We start from the raw sequence: 19,686 nt of genomic DNA, 5'->3' as shown, positions 1-19,686 counted from the left end.
CGAATGCGAACATGGCCATTAGCTTCCAAAATCCCTTTTATTAGTCTGCTAGTTCTATCGTTTGCCTGGTTTTTATTTTATCAAAACGATATGTGGATTAATGATTATGGCGCAGCAAAATTCGATTGGTTGTTACTCATTGACGCTGCTATCATTTTACCCATAATTTGCTTTTTGTGTATCAAATCTACCAAGTTAGCACTCGTTAAGGCACTCGGTTATTTTGCTATTTTAATACTGCTTGGCAGTTATATTATTCCCTCAGAGCAACAAATATTATGGCCTTATTTAACTCAGATCCGTTACCTGTTACTGACGGTATTTGTATTAATTGAGGTATTTTCAATTACCTGCGTGATATTTGCCATAAAAACGGCGCTTAAATCAGGAGTTGATCCTGATATTGCAATTAAGCAGCCAATTAGTGCTTTATTTGGTAATAACTTGGTAGCCGATATCATGATTTTTGAAGCCAGAGTTTGGAGCTTCTTTTTGTGTGGCCATTTAATCAAACCGTCAACATATCACGGTGATTCACAATTTAGTTATCATCATAAAGACGGTAATCAGTCTAACGCACTAGGATTTATAATGATGATAATGTTTGAAATACCGCTGATGCATTTACTGGTTCATTTTATGTTTTCAGCGTTCAGCGCTAATGTGGTAACGGCATTAACCTTGGTGAGTTTAGTATTCTTTATTGCTGAATACCGTGCTATGTCACGCAGACCGATCACAATAGAGACTTGTGCAGCCTCATTAGTCACTGATAATTACAACCCAAACACTCAAGCTGAGCTTGGCCTCGCAGATTTAAATTCAGGCTCAGGAGCAAGCGTCATAATTCAGAATAAATTACATATTCGCTACGGAGTGTTTAATAGCTTTAGCATTGATTTAAGTAATATTAAAACTGTCGAACCCAACAAATTAGCCATTCGACGTGCTGAAACGATAAAACGCTTTAACTTTTCTGGCGCTCCCAATGTCAAACTAACCTTAGTTGAGCCTATTAAAGGTATTGATAGTGTATATATTGGAGTCGATCAACCAGATGCGCTTATTGGTGAACTAACACTAGGTCTCGTTAAACCAAATTGCTGACACTAGGCCAATATAATGGCTGTTATTGACCTTATATAGTTTCAGCTTAACGTGCGCAGCTGTATTTGCTGCATATGATTATTAAAGTGCATTACATGGGCAAGGGCGTAGTCTTGTTTACTGAGCTTGCCATAAGCAAAGTGGGGCTGTAAATGACCGTTATATTGCTGAAAATCTACGAGCGATTGTTGCAACCTTTTGAGGGCTAGCAAATAATCAGCCTGCTTTGAAATTAAAGGTGCCCCAGGTATAACTTCTGCAAGGTTATGAGTCATCTTGCCTTTAGCACTGAATAAAGCAAATGCGCTAGCCCCAATAGTGTGTTTAAAAATCTCTGCTTTTTGCTGCGGATAACCTGTCATTGAATACTCAACACTTTGGGCGCAATGAGTAAAAATTTGGTTTAAATCCCAACCTGCTGATGTCGTGCTTAAAGTAGCCTTTGCTGCTTGCTCTGGGTTGTTGCCAATGACGGCTGCAGCAAGCAATTGCGCTATTTGAGATAATATATTATCTATAGTCAATGGCCGAGGTGCTGGGGTGATGCTAAACCAAGTCACTGTACCTGCAATTGTCACACCAGCGCCAACCACGGCACTGCCTTTTACCAAAGCTGTTAAAAACGCTCTTCTGTCCATGGTTATCCTTGTTGGGCTTTGTGAGTAGCAGACTAAAATTACGCCAGCTGTTAATTTTGCCTTGCTGTTTCACTGATTTAAAATCACGTTTTAAGGTAGGGAAATAGCTGTAGCGTTTGTTCAATAATATCGACTTTATGGCCTTTTTCTAAATACACTGCATAAATTTCTCGAGAAAAAACCGGCGCATCTTCGACAATAAAAAGTCTATTACTTTCAATGTATTCAAACGCCATTTGTCTTGGCAGGTAAGCACAACCACCGACATCCAACAAAAAGTTTAGTGCAACCCTTGGCTGGTTCATCGAGTGTTTTGCTGGCGGTGAGTCTTGAAAGCTGCGGCGAAATTGACTATTAATCGACTCACCGTAGTCCACCATAATGTAGTTTGCTAATGTTGACATTTGACTGTCTGAGTTTGCTTCGGTGCTCACAAGATATAACGGCACAGTCGCGACTTTGGTGATGACAAGTCCTTCTACGTAAGGTGGCTCAAATAAGAAAGCCACATCTATCACACGGCTTAATAAACTTTTTGTTAATTCAACGGGCGATAGGGTACTGGTTAATAAACTCATCCCTTCGATATTGTGGTGAATTTTAGTTAGCCAGCCTTGAAGTACAATATCCCAAATGGACATGATGGAACCTATGGCCAGTTGGTGGTTATCACCGTCAGCTATGCCCACATCTTGCTTGGCTTTTTGCCACATCAATAACAGCTCATTGGCATGCTTAATTAAGCGGTTACCCTCAGGGGTTAATTTGAGGTGTTTCTTACTGCGATCAAACAGTAACACCCCCAAGTCCTCTTCTAAAAGCTTGATTCTGGCACTGACAGCAGACTGGGTGATAAACAAATTTTCGGCAGCGACTCTAAAATGTAGTGTACGACTGACTTCTAAAAATGTTTTTAATAATTCTATTTTCATCAAACTCCTTAAAAGCTGTGATTAATTTTTTTGATTAAACACATCAAAATTTAACGTTTTATTTATCAGCTATATCTTAATACACTCAGCGAATTACAGCACCTTTGTGCAGCAAAAGAACCACATTAAGGACATTTTATGAGGATCGCGATTCTATCAAGAAACCCAAAGCTATATTCAACTCGTCGTCTAAAAGAGGCAGGTGAAGCCATGGGCCATACGGTTGATATTATTGATACATTACATTGCTACATGGATATTACCAGCAGTAAGCCAACCTTACGTTACGATGGTAAAGAGTTACCTGTATATGATGCGGTGATCCCGCGTATTGGGGCGTCGGTAACATTTTACGGTACTGCAGTGGCCAGGCAGTTTGAGATGATGGGAACATTTAACATCAATGAATCTGTCGCCATTAGCCGCTCACGCGATAAATTACGTTCATTGCAATTATTATCCCGTAAAGGCATTGGGCTACCACGTACCGGTTTTGCTAATAAGCCTGACAACATTAAAGATTTAATTAAAAATGTTGGTGGCGCGCCTGTTGTGATTAAGCTACTAGAAGGCACTCAAGGTATCGGGGTGGTTCTTGCTGATACCGCCAAAGCTGCTGAAGCCATTATCGAAGCTTTTATGGGATTAAAAGCCAATATTTTGGTACAAGAGTTTGTTAAAGAGGCTGGCGGCGCCGATATTCGTTGTTTAGTGGTTGGTGGTAAAGTGGTCGCAGCAATGAAACGTCAAGGCGCCGAAGGTGAGTTTCGTTCCAACTTACATCGTGGTGGCTCAGCTGAAGTGGTTAAGTTATCTAAAGAAGAACGTGAAACAGCAATCAATGCTGCCAAAATTATGGGACTGAATTTGTGCGGTGTTGATTTACTGCGCTCACAAAATGGTCCTATGGTTATGGAGGTTAATTCATCGCCAGGTCTTGAAGGTATTGAAAAAGCCACAGGTAAAGATGTTGCCGCTATGGTGTTTGAGTTTATTGAAAAAAATGCTAAACCCCATAACAACAAAACACGTGGGAAAGGCTAATTAAGGCTTCATTATGGAAAAATTAATTATTGGCGATTTTACCATTTTACCCGGTGAACAACGCAAAATAGAGCTGCCGGTAGCAAAGTTATATACCGATGCTGATGTTTCTTTACCCGTACATATTATCCGTGCCAAAAAAACGGGGCCGACAATATTTATCAGCGCGGCGGTACATGGTGATGAATTAAATGGCATTGAAATTATACGAAGGCTAATTAAACAAAATAAATTTAAGATTATTTCAGGAACCCTCATAGCTGTACCTATGGTCAATGTTTATGGGGTGGTGAATCAAAGCCGCTACATGCCAGATAGACGGGATTTGAATCGCTGTTTCCCTGGCTCTGCCAAAGGCTCATTAGCTGGACGGGTGGCACATATATTTCTTAATGAAATCGTCAGCCATTGCGATTACGGTATTGATTTACATACTGGTGCAATACACAGGTCTAATTTTCCGCAAATTAGAGCGGATATGAATGATGAGGAAACCAAATTACTTGCCGAAGTGTTTGGCGTGCCGGTTATTTTAAATTCAAACCTAGTGGATGGTTCTTTAAGGGAGTCAGCAGTTAAGAATGAAACCAAAATCCTCTTGTATGAGGCAGGTGAAGCGCTGAGGTTTGATGAGTTTTCAATATGTGCAGGCATGAAAGGCATCTTAAATGTGTTGCAGCACTTAGGCATGATTAGAAAAACATCTGCAACAAGAAAGAAAAAGCGCGCCCCATTTATCGCCAATGGCAGTCAGTGGGTACGTGCAAATGCCAGTGGGATTGTGCATAACATTGCCAATTTAGGTGAACAAATTACGAAAGGGCAAGTTTTGGCTGAAATTGGTAGCCCCTATGGCGAAGTGATTGACTCGGTGATCGCATCACGCTCTGGCATATTAATCGGTAAACAAAACATACCGCTAGTGCAAGAAGGTGAAGCCATGTTTCATATTGCTTACTTTAGCGAAAATGATGAAAAAATTGCTGAACACATTGAAAATGTTCAAGAACAACTATTACCAGATTCTGTAAACTAATGAGTTTCGATATGAAAAATAAAACGATTATTGGCAACTTAGAGTATATCGCGCTGCCTAAATTGGGTATCACCGAGTTACAAGTACGTGTGGATACAGGGGCTAAAACCTCGTCTTTACATGTAGATAATATTAAAAAGGTGCTGATAGATGGCGAGCATTGTGTCTCGTTTGATATTCACCCAGATTCACATAATGTTGATACGGTAAAAAGCTGCCATGCTCCTATTAGTGATATCCGTAAAATTAAGTCATCTAATGGCACCTCGGAGCAACGTTATGTGATTAAAACGCCAGTAGTTCTTGGGCAACAAAAGTGGTCGATTGAAATTACCCTTACCGATCGCTCAGACATGAGTTATTTAATGCTATTTGGTCGTGAAGCTTTAGGTTCACGGTTTTTAGTGGATCCGTCAGCGGTATATTTAGGATCTTGAATCTAAATATGAATTCAGGTTTAGTAATAACGACGAGGTGCAATAATGGATTTCGTACAAGTTGAACAATGGCTAAATTTGACAGTGTTTACTGTTGCACAACAGCCAATTACCTTAGGTGGGTTATTGATCATTCCGGTGATCATAATTGTCGGTTTGTTCATCACTAAATTGCTAGTAAAACTGATCACTAAGCGGTTAACGTCTAAAAAGACTGACCCTAATATTATCCATCTGTTGCAACGTATATTGTATGTCATCGCCATTGCAATATTATTAATTACTTCGCTTGATTTAATTAATGTGCCCATTACCGCATTTGCATTTTTGTCCGGTGCCATTGCAATCGGTTTTGGCGCGCAAAACATTATTAACAACTTCATTAGTGGTTGGATATTAATGTGGGAACGCCCCATTAAAATTGGTGATTTTCTTGAAGTTGAAGGTGCTAAAGGCATAGTCGAAGCCATTAATAATCGTTCGACTCGTATAAGACGGGTTGATGGCGTTCACTTGTTGATCCCCAATAGCACATTATTAGAAAACACTGTGGTGAATTGGACACTAGTTGATAATTTAGTCAGGTCAAATGTGCGGGTTGGCGTAGCTTATGGGACTAAGGCAAGAGTTGTCGCAGATTTGCTATATGAAGCAACTATCGCACAAAAAGAGGTATTAATTGAGCCTAAACCTGTGGTGAGTTTTGAAGACTTTGGTGACAACGCGCTAATATTTGAAGTTAACTTTTGGATTAACTCCACTGTAGAAGGGGGGTTAAGGGTAACGCGAAGTAATATTCGTTTTGCTCTGGATGAATTATTAGATCAAAACAATATTGTGGTGGCATATCCACAACGTGATGTGCATCTGGATGGCTCACTGACACTAATAAAGCAAAGGTAAACAGTAAATTATTAAATAAAAATACCGCTGATACATTTGATGATAATCAATATTGTATCAGCGGTTAATTAATCGCTACTGTTCAAGCCAGTTCTTTTATAACTCTAGCTTGTGTAGACTTGTACCAGAGCCAGTGCCGAAAAGTAGCAACTAGAACATAGCCATTAGTTATCTTGATATGGCTTACCATAAAAGCTATCTAATAATATCTGCTTTAACTCACTAATAAGCGGGAAGCGCGGATTGGCGCCAGTACATTGATCATCAAAAGCGTGCTCGGCTAATTCATCCAATTTGGCTAAGAAATCGGCTTCATTAACACCAGCTTCCTTGATAGATGTCGGAATACCGACTGCGGTTTTTAACTGTTCTATTTTACTTATTAGCAATGCTACCTTGTCTTTATCAGTGGTGTTTGAGTCAATACCTTCAAGCTTTAGGGTTTCAGCTATCTTTGCATAACGACATAAGGCTTTTGGGCGGTCGTACTGACTAAAAGAAGCTTGCTTGGTCGGCATATCGGTGGCGTTAAAGCGAATAACATTACTGATTAACAATGCGTTTGCTAACCCATGGGCTAAATGAAACTCAGCACCGAGCTTATGGGCCATTGAGTGGCAAATGCCTAAAAAAGCATTAGCAAAGGCAATACCTGCGATAGTGGCGCCGTTATGGACTTTTTCTCTGGCTATGGGGGCTTTAGCGCCCAGTTCATAAGCTGCCGGTAAATGCTCACATAATAATTCCAGTGCTTGTAAGGCCTGACCGTCACTAAATTCATTTGCCATCACGCTAACATAAGCTTCTAATGCGTGAGTTACAGCGTCAATGCCACCAAAAGCGGTTAATGACTTTGGCATATCCATTACTAAATTGGGGTCGACAATTGCCATGTTAGGAGTGAGTTGATAATCAGCAATAGGGTATTTCATGCCGCTCACTTCATCGGTTACCACGGCAAACGGGGTCACTTCTGAGCCTGTGCCAGAGGTGGTCGGTATTGCCACCATTTGCGCTTTAACACCTAATTTGGGGAACTTATAAATACGTTTGCGAATATCCATAAAACGCAAAGCTAAGTCAGCAAAATCAACGTCAGGATGTTCATACAATACCCAAATTATTTTAGCCGCATCCATAGGCGAACCACCACCTAATGCTATGATGACATCAGGTTGGAAACTTTGAGCAACTTTAGCGCCTTGTTTCACAATGGCTAAAGTAGGATCCGCTTCAACGTCATAGAATACTTCTGTTTCAAGCCCCTGAGCTTTTAAGATTTTAATGGTTTCATCGCAATAGCCGTTATTAAACAGAAACTTGTCAGTGACAATTAAGGCGCGTTTTTTAGTTGATAGCTCTTCTAATGCAATGGGTAAACTGCCTCGGCGGAAATAAATTGAAGAGGGTAGTTTGTGCCACAACATATTTTCAGCCCTTTTAGCGACAGTTTTCTTATTAATTAAATGGCTTGGGCCAACGTTTTCAGATATTGAGTTACCGCCCCATGAACCACAGCCCAAAGTCAGTGATGGCGCTAATTTAAAGTTATATAAATCGCCAATACCTCCTTGTGATGCTGGAGTGTTTATTAATATCCGCGCAGTTTTCATCCTAAAACCAAAGGCTTTAACTCTTTCTACTTGGCCATCTTGGTCAGTGTATAACCCTGAGGTATGACCAATGCCGCCTAATGTCACTAATGCTTCAGCTTTGTCCATGGCATCATTAAAATCAGTGGCGCGGTACATACCTAAAAGTGGTGATAACTTTTCATGGGCAAAGGCTTCAGCTTCATTGATATCCGTCACCTCACCAATTAATACCTTAGTCCAGCTTGGGACAGTAATTCCTGCCATGTTGGCAATGGTTGGGGCACTTTGACCAACGATGTCAGCATTTAACCCACCATTTTTAAGAATAACCTCTTGCATGGCAGCGGTCTCTGAATCGGATAACAGGTAACCGCCATGAGTTTCAAAGCGTTGTTTAACTTGCTCATAAATACTGTCTACCACGATGATGGCTTGCTCTGAGGCGCACACGACGCCGTAATCGAAGGTTTTTGACATAAGGATTGAGCTTACTGCGCGTTTTATATCAGCGGTTTCATCAATCACGATTGGGGTATTACCCGCACCAACCCCAATGGCAGGTTTACCCGATGAGTATGCAGCTTTAACCATACCGGGGCCGCCAGTTGCGAGGATAAGGTTGATGCTATCGTGTGTCATAAGTTGGTTAGACAGCGCCACTGAAGGTTCGTCAATCCAGCCGATAATGTCTTTGGGTGCACCAGCGGCAACGGCGGCATCTAAAACAATACGTGCTGCAGTCGTGGTGGATTGCTTGGCTCTTGGATGTGGCGAGAATATAATACCGTTACGGGTTTTAAGGCTAATCAGCGCTTTGAAAATGGCAGTTGAGGTAGGGTTAGTTGTGGGCACTATGCCGCAAATTATCCCTACAGGTTCGGCAATGGTGATGGTGCCAAAAGTGATGTCTTCAGCGATGATACCGCAGGTTTTATCGTCTTTATATTTGTTGTATATATATTCAGATGCAAAGTGATTTTTAATGACTTTGTCTTCTAATAAACCCATGTTGGTTTCAGTTGCTGCCATTTTAGCAAGTTTAATACGAGAATCTGTGGCGGCAAGCGCTGCTGCTCTGAATATATTGTCGACTTGTTCTTGGCTGAAATTGGCATATTCTTTCTGCGCTTTAGCGACTCGCTCTACCAGTAGCTCAAGTTGTTCGGTGTTGTTGACAGTCATCATTACGTCCTCAAAAATTGTTAACTAAAGCGTTTTAGTTAACAACTCTTAGCAGCTGTTATAGCTGTGACCTTGGCAAATTATTAGCGTCTACGTGATAAAATTACTCCTTTAGCGGTATATATGTCGTGATCCACAGCACAAATCACTACTAATGGTAATTTAATTACACAAAAAGGCTTAGTTAAGTGATTATTATCATGCCAGCAAAGCTGGCGGTTAATTCACTAAGAGTGTTTTACCTTTGAATTAATAGCATAAAAATTTAAGCTAACTGAGTGTGCTTTGGCTGGAAGTAAATTGAAGTTTTATTACAGTGTTAGTGACTTTAGATGCTTAACGCTAATCAAAGCCACTAACATAGGGGTCTCATCTCGATAGGTAAGTAAGGTTATCTTTCTAAGCTAATCTCAAAAATGCCAGAAGACTTGGGGCCAAATAATTGCTGATGCAACTTACCGGCAAATTCATCGGTCATTCCAGAAATATAATCTGCAATAATTCGCATTGGATTAAGGTTATTCTCCTTGGCATGTAACCAACGTTCTTGAGTGTTTAATGGCAGCAAACGTTGTGGATCAGACTCAAAGGCTTCAAATAATTCCATGACAATTTGTTGGCCTTTGTATTCGAGCATTTGCATTTCAGGTTTACGGATAACGTACTTATAGACAAATTGTTTTAAAGTATGCAGTGCGATGGCAAAGTCAGGCTCTAGGCTGGCATTGTATTTTAATAAAGGTTCATCAAATTTGTCGTCTTGCTCGATATTAATGGCAGTGACAAAACCATTCACTAAGGTACCTATGGCATCTTTACGTAAGTGATGTTGATGGGAAAATAATTTATCTGCGATATGGGTAAATTCGTGAGTAAGCCATGGGTCATTACTTTGGCTTAATTTGTCAGAGACATCCTGCTGCCATTGCAAAGGCGTGACTATGCCCATCACGATAGCATCTTCTAAATCATGGACTGCATAAGCGATATCATCCGCCAGTTCCATGATGGAGCAATCAAAAGATTTATACTGGGTTCTGTGGTGAGGATAGTGTTGATTAGTGCTGTTTTTAATGCTGATAAAGCGGTTTCTATCATTTACACTCAAACCTGAAAGCACCCAATCGAAGATATCTTTGTCATCGTTAAAAAGGCCTTTTACCGATGGCCACTGTGAAGGTCTTAATTGTCTGTGGCTGGTTATTTCTGGGTGACCTAAATCGACATGTAACTGCCTATATAAAGCGGGATACTTTAACACTCCAAGTAAGGTTCGCCTGGTTAGATTCATGCCCCAGTATTCGGTGTAGGGTTCAAGTCTGGCTAAAATTCTAAAAGTTTGACCGTTGCCTTCAAATCCGCCGTGATGGCGCATCATATAGTTCAAGGCCACTTCACCGCCGTGACCAAATGGCGGATGACCAATATCATGGGCTAAGCATAGTGACTCTATTAAGCTCATTGAATCTAATAGTTGCTCAATGTCAGGGAATTTACGTTTAAGCTGGGCAGCGATGCCTGTGCCTATTTGTGATACTTCTAATGAATGGGTTAAACGAGTGCGAAAAAAATCGTTCATGCCAATGCCGTGTACCTGAGTTTTAGCTTGTAGGCGACGAAAGGCGGCTGAGTGCAGTATTCTTGCTCTGTCACGCTGAAATGGACTGCGGTGATCATTACGGCGTAATTTATCTTCACCTAGGCGGCGTTCATGCCATGGATTTATCTTAGTGCTGCCCTCAATATCAGCGTTCATTTGTTTGTCATTGATGGCAGCTAATTCATTTTCAGTGACATCACTACTGTGTATTTCATTGTCTGACATTGATCATCCTTTACTGTGTGAGCATCAGTTAGTTAATTCGTTTTCAGTCAATTTATCTAATGTGGAAGTGCAGCTATCGAGGAAAATTTCGATAAAACATTTTACTTCAGGTAAATCTTGTTCCATTTGCTTAAGCTTTTTATCCAAGTTAATTTTTACATGTTGAAACTCGTCATTGTTAAAGCGTAGCTCATTCATGGTTTTCACATAGGCTTGTAAAATATCTGCGGCTTTGACGATAGCTTTGTATTCTGGGTCGACTTGGGTTTGAACTAATAGTGGCTCCATTTCTTCACGCAGATCTTCAGGTAACGAGGCTAAGCATTCTTTTTCTGCCAGATCTTCAAGCTTTTTAAAGGCTTTGGTAAATTCAGGACTGTGATATTTGGTGTTGGAGTTGATATCTTGGAGCTTGGTTTCTGATACTTCATGGTAAAGGGCGATGGTAGCCGCTTTTTCTGGATTTAGCTTACCGCCAAAGCGTTTATTTTTAATGACCACCAATAAGTGCGCAATCACAGCGACTTGATGACAATGCTCTGATACGTTTTCTTTTTGAAAACAATGCATCAAAGCCCAACGTTCTAACAATGGCATACGGGTGATCCATGCCATAAAAGTGCTTGGTTTCATAATCTGCCTCGGTAATAGGATTAAGGCGAATAGCAGATCCGTGTCGCTAATGAATACGGATTACGGCTAAAAAGCTATCTGTCTACTGTAATCAACTACACTGCGCCATACAACTGTATTTTATATTAACAATTAACCAAAATTTACGTTAGCATAACAACGGATAAGCTTGATTATGAAAGAAAATGCTAAGTTAAATGAGATTGAATATGGATGATGCTCGCTGTTTGCAATTAGATAGATTAGTCACCAACGAAGAGCTTTATATACTCGACAATGTAAAATCACTTAATTTTGTTTGCGATGAATGCGCTGTGGCGCTTATACCTTGCTCTTACAAAAAAGCGGTTAACTTACGTAGACCTTATTTTAAAACCTCAAAAAACGTTGATCATGAGCAGCATTGTTACGCTAAAGCCAGCAGTAAAATTAAGCAGCAAGGCAAAACATCACGGCTGAGCAGTGATGAAGGCTTTCCATTAGCTTATCCTAATCGGTTTACTTTAACCGCCGCAAAGTCCGTTAAAGCGGTGAGTACTACCGAGATTGCCGCTGATGATGTTAATCAATTAACAAGGTCGAAGGCCGCGAAAACTGTAAGCAGTAAGCGTAAAGCGAATTATCTGACCAGCTCTTTTCAAAGCATAGTCGATCAGTATTTTGACTTTCCTTACGATCGTGACAGGGCGCTTTCATTTGAAGGGGTTGAGGGAAACCAATATGGGCAGATTTTCACAAAAATCATTAACCCAGTAGGCAAGCAAAAGTTTCGTTTTCAAACTGACAATAATGATACCAAGGTGTTTTACAGCACCTTAGCATGGGATAAACCACAAGTTGAAGCTGACTATATTATGATTAAGTTATCCGCTGGCTGGTGGCAAAAAGTGGATAATAAGAATAAAAACCTCAGACCCTATGTTGTCAAAATTCAAACCAGTGCATGGCCTGAAGCGGTAAAGACAAATTTTGTAAAACGCTTAACTCAAATACGAGAACTGGTAAAAGGCACCGACAAAAAAGCCTTGGTAGCATTTGTTGGCAAGCAAGATCAGCAAGAGGATTTTTATCGCTTTTTTGCTGAAGAAGCCAAATTGATTAGTTTTAAAGTGGTTTAATTTTGCTCAGGGTGTTATTGCAGGATAAACTCTGTTTGGATCGGATTATGATCTGAGGCTGAGGTTTCGTTAGAGTCTGCATTTATTAAGGTTAAACCGCGATAAAATAAATGATCAAGTGGTAAGCCAAACACCCGTTTACGAAAATCTGCTTTGTATTTAGCTTCTGTTAGGCTCAGGCCATGAGTGAGTTGCCTTACGATACTCATTCTACCTTCTCGCCAGGTATTTAAGTCTCCTGCTAAAATAACCGGCCCCTGATGTAGTGCGACTTTTTTGAGTACTTTTTTAAGTTGTGATTCGTAACTAGTAAGTCGCCAATCGAAATTAACCCCATGCAAGTTGACCACAAGTAATTGTTGGCCATTAGATAATGGGTAGGTGGCCACAAGAGTCGATTTGGCGAATCGGATTAACGGTTCTGCAGTTTGATAGGCACAGGCTTCATTAGCTGGTTGAGATGAAATATTCATAACCCCCATTGGTACGTTAAGCAGGTTAAACCCTTTGGCCATTACCACATGGTGCTGGGTATCGGCTAAGTACTTTGAGAAACGACGATTAAGTTTGGCTTCTTGCAGAAGTAACAAATCTGAGCCTTGAGTGATTTGCTGTAATTCAGTTTGCCAGTTTCTCTTTTGTTGTTTATAAATGTTCCAAACAGCAATACGTAAGCGTCCTTGTTGATCAAGGGGCTTGCTGACTGTTTGGGATAAACATTGAGACACAAACATGGGTTGTAGTTCACTCATCATAACCTCGGCTTCGCCATTGAATTTCGTCACTACAAATAAATACAAACCGCCACTTAACAATAGCCCGATCATGATCCAATATTTTAATTTGTTAAGGTTCAATGTTACCTCGAGATAGATGTATGACAGCTGAATGATTAGCTTTGCTATATGCTTGCTTGTTTAAAGAGTACAATCAACTTTACTATTAACTTTTCAATACACCTAGGAATACTGTAAAAACTATGGATCAATTGACCCAAATTATTGCCATTGTTGGTGTGGTGCTTTATTGGCTTATTTTAGGTGTGGTGGCAATTCGAATCGTTATCAAACGTCGAAGTATCGGCGTGTCATTTTCTTGGTTGTTGATTATTTACTTTTTGCCTTTTGTTGGGGTGTTTGCCTACTTATTATTTGGTGAATTGCATTTGGGTAAAACCCGCTCAAATCGTTCAAAAGCCATGTATAAACCCTATGCCGAGTGGTTTAAAGCGTTATATAAGCATAATGCCCATAAACCCGAAAGCCAAAGTCATTATGCTATTCCTATTAGTCATTTGTGTGACACCCAATTAAGGATCCCATCTCTTACTGCCAATGAAATGGTGTTAAAACATACTACCGATGACATTTTAAACTCAATAATTAGCGATATAAATAAGGCTAAAAATTGTATTCATATGGAGTTTTATATTTGGCATCCCGGTGGTCTTGCAGATGAAGTGGCTAATGCATTGATTGCCGCTAGCCAGCGTAATGTCGCCATTAAATTACTATTGGATGCCGCCGGCAGTCGCCAGTTTTTCAAATCATCATGGCCAAAGTTAATGACAGATGCAGGAATTAAAGTGGTGCCGGCATTGATTGTTAGTCCACTGCGTATGCTGTTTAGGCGCATGGATCTGCGTTTGCATCGTAAAATTGTTGTCATAGACAATACCGTGGGCTATACCGGCTCAATGAACTTAGTTGATCCTAAATATTTTAAGCAGTCCAGCGAGGTGGGAGAGTGGATTGATATGATGGTGCGCATCACCGGACCTGTTGTACCAGTGATTAATACCGTAAGCAGCTGGGACTGGGAAGTTGAAACCAATGAGCGCTTTTTACCTGAGCAGCCGCCAGAGGCAGAGTCGACTCATACATCGTCATTAGTTCAAGTTATTCCATCGGGCCCAGGGATGCCGGAAGATGTTATTCATCAAGTATTATTACAAAGTTTATATCAAGCCCGTACACGCATTGTTATTACCACACCTTACTTTGTACCCAGTGAATACTTGTTAGTGGCCTTAGTCACCGCAGCGTTACGGGGAGTTGATGTTAATATTATTATCCCAAGGCGCAACGATTCCACTATGGTCAAATGGGCCAGTAGTTCGTTTTTCACTGAACTGTTAAATGCTGGCATAAAAGTTCATCAGTTTAACGGTGGTTTGCTGCACACTAAGTCGGTGTTGATTGATGATGAACATTGTTTGATTGGTACGGTAAATATGGATATGCGTAGCTTGTGGCTAAATTTTGAACTCACTTTAGCGGTTGACGATGTTAAGTTTGCTTATAAATTACAGCAGTTACAGCAAAGCTATATTGATGATTCTGAGCAACTTACTTTAGCACAGTGGAATAAACGCCCTTGGTACAAAAGGGTGATTGAACAAGTTTTTTATTTGTTTAGCCCTTTACTATAGCTTTTCACTTTAGCCGTTCACTTTAGCTGGTTGCTATAGAGTTTCGCGTAATCGATAGCGCCTTGTCATGAGCATATAAACACAGCCACGATAAAAACTATAGTGGCTGTGTTTGTTATGACTATTACTGATAAATACGGCAGTAATTTGATTACTGTGAGTAGTTCTCTAAAAAGTTGCCAAAATCTGTGAGTGCCTTAGTTAAGTCTTCTTTGTGGGGTAAAAATACCACTCGCAGATGATCTGGCTCTGGCCAGTTAAAGGCGGTACCTTGGACTAAAAGCATTTTTTCAGATTTTAATAAATCCAGTACCAGTCTTTCATCGTCTCTAAGATTAAATTTCTTTAAGTCCAGCTTAGGGAAGGCATATAAAGCTCCCTTAGGTTTTTTAACGCTAACACCGGGTATTGAATTAAGCACGTCATAACAGACGTCTCTTTGGGCGGTTAAACGGCCATTTGGCAGTATTAGCTCGTTAATACTTTGATAGCCACCTAAAGCAGTTTGTATCGCATGTTGATTAGGTACGTTTGAACACAAGCGCATTGAGGCCAACATGTCTAAACCTTCAATATAATTTTTGGCGGCTTTTAAATTGCCACTTAAGACCATCCAGCCAACGCGAAAACCTGCTGCGCGGTAAGCTTTAGATAAGCCATTAAACGTCACTGTCAAAATATCATCTGAAAGCGAAGCTGCATGTACATGCACAGCTTCATCATAAAGAATTTTATCGTATATTTCATCAGCAAATAAAATGATGTCATGTTGACGGCACAGTTCAACCACCTCTAACAATAACTCACGACTGTATACCGCACCTGTAGGGTTATTGGGGTTGATGATCACAATGCCGCGGGTACGCGGGGTGATTTTACTTTTAATATCGTCAATATCCGGAAACCAGTCTGACTCTTCATCGCAGCGATAATGCACCGCTTTACCGCCAGCAAGGTTAGCAGCAGCGGTCCATAGCGGATAATCAGGTGAGGGGATCAGTACTTCATCATCGGTATTAAGTAGACCTTGTAATGCCATACAGATAAGCTCAGATGCACCGTTACCGATATAGACATCTTCGATATCAATACCAAAGATCCCTTGAGCTTGATAATGCTGCACAATGGCTTTACGGGCTGAAAATAGCCCTTTTGATTCACAATAACCTTGAGCGCTTGGTAAGTTTAAAATGACGTCACGGACAATTTCTTCAGGGGCTTCAAATCCAAAAGGGGCAGGGTTGCCGATATTAAGTTTTAATATTCTATGACCTTCATCTTCTAGGCGGCGTGCCTCTTTATGAACAGGTCCTCGAATATCATAGCAAACACTATCGAGTTTATTGGATTTGATAATAGGGCGCATACTTGCCTCAAGTTACTAATACGACATAAGTATCCGAACAATAACGAATTAATGGCAGTGAGAAAAGGATTAATTGAATATTTTATTGAGTTTACTAGCGGATTGTACTGCGCGACTTATATTATCGACACCCGGTTAGGTTAAATGACTAAATTGGTGAGCATAAGTAAGATGAAACACTGAATTGCTGGTGTTTTTGAGTGCAACTCTCTTATTAAAGATAAGCTAACTAAGTGCATAAAATAAATACAAAAAACAAAAAAGCCAGCATTTGCTGGCTTTTAGACTTTTAGGGTGGTTCCGTTAAGGGCCTCCCTAATGATAGCGATAATTAAACGCGTTTTTTGAACTCGTTAGTACGAGTATCAATTTCGATTTTATCACCGATTTTAACGAATTCAGCTACCGTAACAGTACCACCACCAGTAATGGTTGCTGGCTTCATTACTTTACCTGAAGTATCACCACGAGCAGCAGGTTCAGTGTAAGTTACTTCACGAACGATGCTAGTCGGTAATTCAACAGAAATCGCTTTACCTTCGTAGAAAGTGACTGAACATTCTTCTTCCATACCGTCAACGATATAAGCAGAAGCATCACCTAAGTTGTCAGCTTCAACGTCATATTGGTTGTACTCAGCATCCATAAATACATACATAGGATCTGCGTAGTAAGAATAAGTACATGCTAAACGTTCTAGGATGATATCTTCCATTTTGTCATCACCTTTAAAGGTGGTTTCAGTGGTAGAGTCTTGTAGAACGTTCTTTAATTTGATTTTAACGATTGCAGCGTTACGACCAGAGCGAGTTGTTTCAGTTTTCTGAACAACCCATGGGCTGCCATCTAACATGATCACGTTACCAGGACGGAGTTCATGAGCAGTTTTCATTACTTTATTCCTATATTTTAGGTATTAATTTTAATTGCGCAGTATCTTAGCTGGTTTTAATAAATTGAACCAGACGTGTAGCAAGATCTGCATCATTTTTAGCATCAACTGCCCAATCTGTAGCATGACGCTGCATAGGCAATTGCACTGAAATAAGTTGTTGCCAATAATCTGAGATATCGGCACGTTGCTGATTGAATGCAAAATTTACTTCCGAGAAGATATTTGCAAATCTATCATCAAGTTTGTGGGTATAGATATTAACAAAAGCCTGCAGTTTTACTAGGTGATAATCTTCATCTTGTGGGTAAATATGCCAAATAAACGGCCTAGCTGCCCACTGAGCGCGCAAAAAAGAGTCTTCTCCGCGAACAATGTTGATATCACAGCTCCAAAGCAGTCGGTCAAAGCCGCTTTGATCTGTCATAGGCAGAATGTGAATAACCAGATTTTCCAGCTGATATTGCTGACCTGGTTTAATGTTTTCTATGGTCACTGGCAATAAATCAATAATGCTGGTTAAGCTTTTGCCCACGGGAATTAACGCATGCATGGTTTGGCTTGATTGACGCCAAAGCTTGACCAAACTTGCTAGGGCTTGTGACTCATAACTAAATACTGATACGACGACATCTTCAGCGTTAATGCCTGATAAACCTAATTGGCGAAACAATGACAGTTTATTACTGCTATCAGCTTGCCAAGCATTACGTTGACTAAATAAGTCTTGCTCGCAAATCAATCCGCCACTTTTGGCAGTAAACCCAGGAAAATAAAAATACTTTTTAAGGCCACTTTGTTGCATTGAAGGTAAACCGTGACAGCCGTCGACCCAATCTTCAGCGCAAAGGTATTCAAGGTTTATCCATAGCGGTGGAGTATGTGATGAGGTTGAAGTGTGGTGTTTATTATGGTTGTGGAGTTCTTCAATACTGCTTTTAACTTGTGAAGGTAATTCACAAGCAAAAGCTTCAATCAATACGCTTCCAGCTTTGTACTCTATATCTAATGGGTTGTTCCATTGAAAAATATTAACACCGCAAAAGTATTGCTGGGCTATAGCTGGGTTTAATTGCGGCAAAATATGCGAAAAACTGTGTAAGTCATCGACCCATAAATTGATTTGAATACCGTATTCTGCGTGCAATTGTTTGGCTAAACGCCAGGTGACACCGATGTCGCCGTAGTTATCAACAACAGCGCAGAATATATCCCAATGTTGATTGCTTGATTTGTTCACTTTTTTCTCTCAACACAGCAGCTAGCTATTTGGCGCTAAATGTCAGCGCTAAAAAAAGCGGCTATGGCCGCTTTTTAAACTGTTTTTACTTAACAGTAAAAACAAAGTTAGAGACTCAATATTAGTCTTCTAATTCAGCTAAGCACATTTCTTCATAAATTTGCTTAACCCAAGCGTCAACACGCTCTTCAGTCAGTTCAGGTTGACGATCTTCATCAATACCTAAACCAATAAAGTGTTTGTCGTCAACTAAACCTTTTGATGCTTCAAAGTCGTAACCTTCTGTTGGCCAATGACCAATAATGATCCCGCCACGCTCAGATACGATATCACCAACCATGCCCATAGCGTCAAGGAAGTACTCAGCGTAATCTTCTTGATCGCCACAGCCAAAAATTGCGACTAACTTATCAGTGAAGTCAACTTGTTCTAGCTCTGGGAAAAAGTCATCCCAATCGCATTGAGCTTCACCGTAATACCATGTTGGAATACCAAATAAGATCAAATCGAACTCAGCGATTTGCTCTTTGGTGCTTTTGGCGATGTCTTTGACATCGACCATTTTTTTACCCAACTTCTTCTGGATCATTTTGGCTACAGCCTCGGTATTACCAGTGTCACTACCGAAAAAAAGACCTACAGTTGCCATTGTCTATCCTTTAAATATCATGTTCGCTTTGCGAATTTAAAAAAACGGTTCAGTTGTCGATTTGTTGTTGCAAGATTAATTCGATTAACTGGCTACGGCTGATGTTACTGGCCAATGCTTGTTCGTTCAAGGCGTCATATAAAACTTGTGACACCTTTAACTCTATTCGTTTTAATCCGTTAGCGCGATCACGTTGTATTTGATTGCGCTTATTGACCTTTAACTGTTGTTCCCGACTTAAGGGGTTGCTTCTAGGGCGTCCACGACGCTTCTCTGAAGCAAACAGGTCAATGGTGGTTCTATCTGTTGTTTCTTTTGCCATCGTTCTGTTTAACCGATCCCTGAACCTTCCCAGGTGATCTGAATAATACCTTTTGCTACAAACCCGGCACAGCCAAGGAATAATACTAACCATACGATGTAACGTCCAAATTTGGGCACTTGGCCTTGCTTAAGGACATCGTGAATAGCCATACCAATAAAGAAAAATATTAAAGCAAAAAACAAGTTTAGACCTAATGTCTCAATTTGATCCATATACTGATTCAACATGTTTTTTCCTTTAGTAATGCTTTAAGGCTAAAAGAGGGCGGGAATATATCACATAGATATACTATGAGCCATATTTGTTGGCTTCTATTAATGAAAATTTACAAGT

19 protein-coding genes are annotated in these 19,686 nt (G+C 40.3%); 7 read left to right on the top strand and 12 right to left on the bottom strand.

From position 1 onward, the window contains the following. The first annotated feature begins 3 nt into the window (after positions 1–3). The gene (locus Q4533_RS04955; protein ID WP_303461513.1) at positions 4–1,107 is read left to right on the top strand and encodes a hypothetical protein; all 1,104 of its coding nucleotides are present in this window, start codon (positions 4–6) and stop codon (positions 1,105–1,107) included. 41 nt (positions 1,108–1,148) lie between these two features. Here Q4533_RS04955 and Q4533_RS04950 read toward each other — a convergent pair whose 3' ends face one another. Beyond that, positions 1,149–1,745, bottom strand: coding sequence for a DUF1569 domain-containing protein (locus Q4533_RS04950; protein WP_102476741.1), 597 nt, complete (start codon positions 1,743–1,745; stop codon positions 1,149–1,151). An 83-nt stretch (positions 1,746–1,828) separates the two neighbouring features. After that, a complete protein-coding gene (locus tag Q4533_RS04945) occupies positions 1,829–2,677 on the bottom strand; it encodes a LysR family transcriptional regulator (RefSeq protein WP_303502144.1) in 849 nt (282 codons plus the stop codon). 138 nt (positions 2,678–2,815) lie between these two features. Between Q4533_RS04945 and rimK the strand changes: the two genes are divergently transcribed. The 4 genes from rimK to Q4533_RS04925 are packed head-to-tail and all read left to right on the top strand — an operon-like array spanning position 2,816 to position 6,097. Further along, positions 2,816–3,721 (top strand): 30S ribosomal protein S6--L-glutamate ligase, encoded by a 906-nt coding sequence (gene rimK / locus Q4533_RS04940; RefSeq protein WP_303446777.1) that lies wholly within the window; start codon positions 2,816–2,818, stop codon positions 3,719–3,721. A gap of 13 nt (positions 3,722–3,734) precedes the next feature. Further along, the gene (locus tag Q4533_RS04935; RefSeq protein ID WP_303502142.1) at positions 3,735–4,757 is read left to right on the top strand and encodes a succinylglutamate desuccinylase/aspartoacylase family protein; all 1,023 of its coding nucleotides are present in this window, start codon (positions 3,735–3,737) and stop codon (positions 4,755–4,757) included. 11 nt (positions 4,758–4,768) lie between these two features. Beyond that, positions 4,769–5,194 carry a RimK/LysX family protein gene (locus Q4533_RS04930; RefSeq protein ID WP_303502140.1) on the top strand — a complete coding sequence of 142 codons (426 nt, stop codon included), beginning with the start codon at positions 4,769–4,771 and terminating at the stop codon, positions 5,192–5,194. A gap of 45 nt (positions 5,195–5,239) precedes the next feature. Next, positions 5,240–6,097 (top strand): mechanosensitive ion channel family protein, encoded by an 858-nt coding sequence (locus Q4533_RS04925; RefSeq protein WP_303502137.1) that lies wholly within the window; start codon positions 5,240–5,242, stop codon positions 6,095–6,097. 164 nt (positions 6,098–6,261) lie between these two features. On the opposite strand, the gene adhE is transcribed toward Q4533_RS04925, so the two are convergent. The 3 genes from adhE to yfbR form a co-directional block, all read right to left on the bottom strand. Beyond that, the gene (adhE, locus tag Q4533_RS04920; protein WP_102435513.1) at positions 6,262–8,874 is read right to left on the bottom strand and encodes a bifunctional acetaldehyde-CoA/alcohol dehydrogenase; all 2,613 of its coding nucleotides are present in this window, start codon (positions 8,872–8,874) and stop codon (positions 6,262–6,264) included. Between the two features lie 391 nt (positions 8,875–9,265). Beyond that, positions 9,266–10,630 (bottom strand): anti-phage deoxyguanosine triphosphatase, encoded by a 1,365-nt coding sequence (locus Q4533_RS04915; protein ID WP_303502157.1) that lies wholly within the window; start codon positions 10,628–10,630, stop codon positions 9,266–9,268. 93 nt (positions 10,631–10,723) lie between these two features. Then, positions 10,724–11,332 carry a 5'-deoxynucleotidase gene (gene yfbR, locus Q4533_RS04910; RefSeq protein ID WP_102435511.1) on the bottom strand — a complete coding sequence of 203 codons (609 nt, stop codon included), beginning with the start codon at positions 11,330–11,332 and terminating at the stop codon, positions 10,724–10,726. 209 nt (positions 11,333–11,541) lie between these two features. Here yfbR and Q4533_RS04905 point away from each other — a divergent pair, with 209 nt between their 5' ends. After that, positions 11,542–12,450, top strand: coding sequence for a hypothetical protein (locus tag Q4533_RS04905; protein WP_102476746.1), 909 nt, complete (start codon positions 11,542–11,544; stop codon positions 12,448–12,450). 14 nt (positions 12,451–12,464) lie between these two features. Here Q4533_RS04905 and Q4533_RS04900 read toward each other — a convergent pair whose 3' ends face one another. After that, the gene (locus Q4533_RS04900; RefSeq protein WP_303502135.1) at positions 12,465–13,277 is read right to left on the bottom strand and encodes an endonuclease/exonuclease/phosphatase family protein; all 813 of its coding nucleotides are present in this window, start codon (positions 13,275–13,277) and stop codon (positions 12,465–12,467) included. Between the two features lie 152 nt (positions 13,278–13,429). Here Q4533_RS04900 and cls point away from each other — a divergent pair, with 152 nt between their 5' ends. After that, positions 13,430–14,881 carry a cardiolipin synthase gene (gene cls, locus Q4533_RS04895; RefSeq protein WP_303502133.1) on the top strand — a complete coding sequence of 484 codons (1,452 nt, stop codon included), beginning with the start codon at positions 13,430–13,432 and terminating at the stop codon, positions 14,879–14,881. A gap of 151 nt (positions 14,882–15,032) precedes the next feature. Here cls and Q4533_RS04890 read toward each other — a convergent pair whose 3' ends face one another. The 6 genes from Q4533_RS04890 to Q4533_RS04865 form a co-directional block, all read right to left on the bottom strand. Continuing rightward, positions 15,033–16,247, bottom strand: coding sequence for a pyridoxal phosphate-dependent aminotransferase (locus Q4533_RS04890; RefSeq protein ID WP_102476748.1), 1,215 nt, complete (start codon positions 16,245–16,247; stop codon positions 15,033–15,035). 331 nt (positions 16,248–16,578) lie between these two features. Beyond that, positions 16,579–17,139: an elongation factor P gene (efp, locus tag Q4533_RS04885; RefSeq protein WP_076540967.1), complete on the bottom strand. Its 561-nt coding sequence runs from the start codon at positions 17,137–17,139 to the stop codon at positions 16,579–16,581. 46 nt (positions 17,140–17,185) lie between these two features. Beyond that, positions 17,186–18,379, bottom strand: a complete 1,194-nt coding sequence (earP, locus tag Q4533_RS04880) for an elongation factor P maturation arginine rhamnosyltransferase EarP (RefSeq protein ID WP_303502132.1) — start codon at positions 18,377–18,379, stop codon at positions 17,186–17,188. Positions 18,380–18,500: 121 nt separating this feature from the next. Further along, positions 18,501–19,028 carry a flavodoxin FldA gene (gene fldA / locus Q4533_RS04875; protein ID WP_076540963.1) on the bottom strand — a complete coding sequence of 176 codons (528 nt, stop codon included), beginning with the start codon at positions 19,026–19,028 and terminating at the stop codon, positions 18,501–18,503. A gap of 49 nt (positions 19,029–19,077) precedes the next feature. Beyond that, complete coding sequence (gene ybfE / locus Q4533_RS04870; protein ID WP_076540961.1) at positions 19,078–19,350, bottom strand: LexA regulated protein; 273 nt, start codon at positions 19,348–19,350, stop codon at positions 19,078–19,080. Between the two features lie 8 nt (positions 19,351–19,358). Beyond that, positions 19,359–19,580, bottom strand: a complete 222-nt coding sequence (locus Q4533_RS04865; protein WP_076540959.1) for a DUF2788 domain-containing protein — start codon at positions 19,578–19,580, stop codon at positions 19,359–19,361. Between the last annotated feature and the right edge of the window lie 106 nt (positions 19,581–19,686).

The sequence above is a fragment of the Shewanella sp. 6_MG-2023 genome (assembly GCF_030547195.1).
Lineage (GTDB): Bacteria > Pseudomonadota > Gammaproteobacteria > Enterobacterales > Shewanellaceae > Shewanella.
This window is presented reverse-complemented; position numbering and strand designations above follow the sequence as displayed.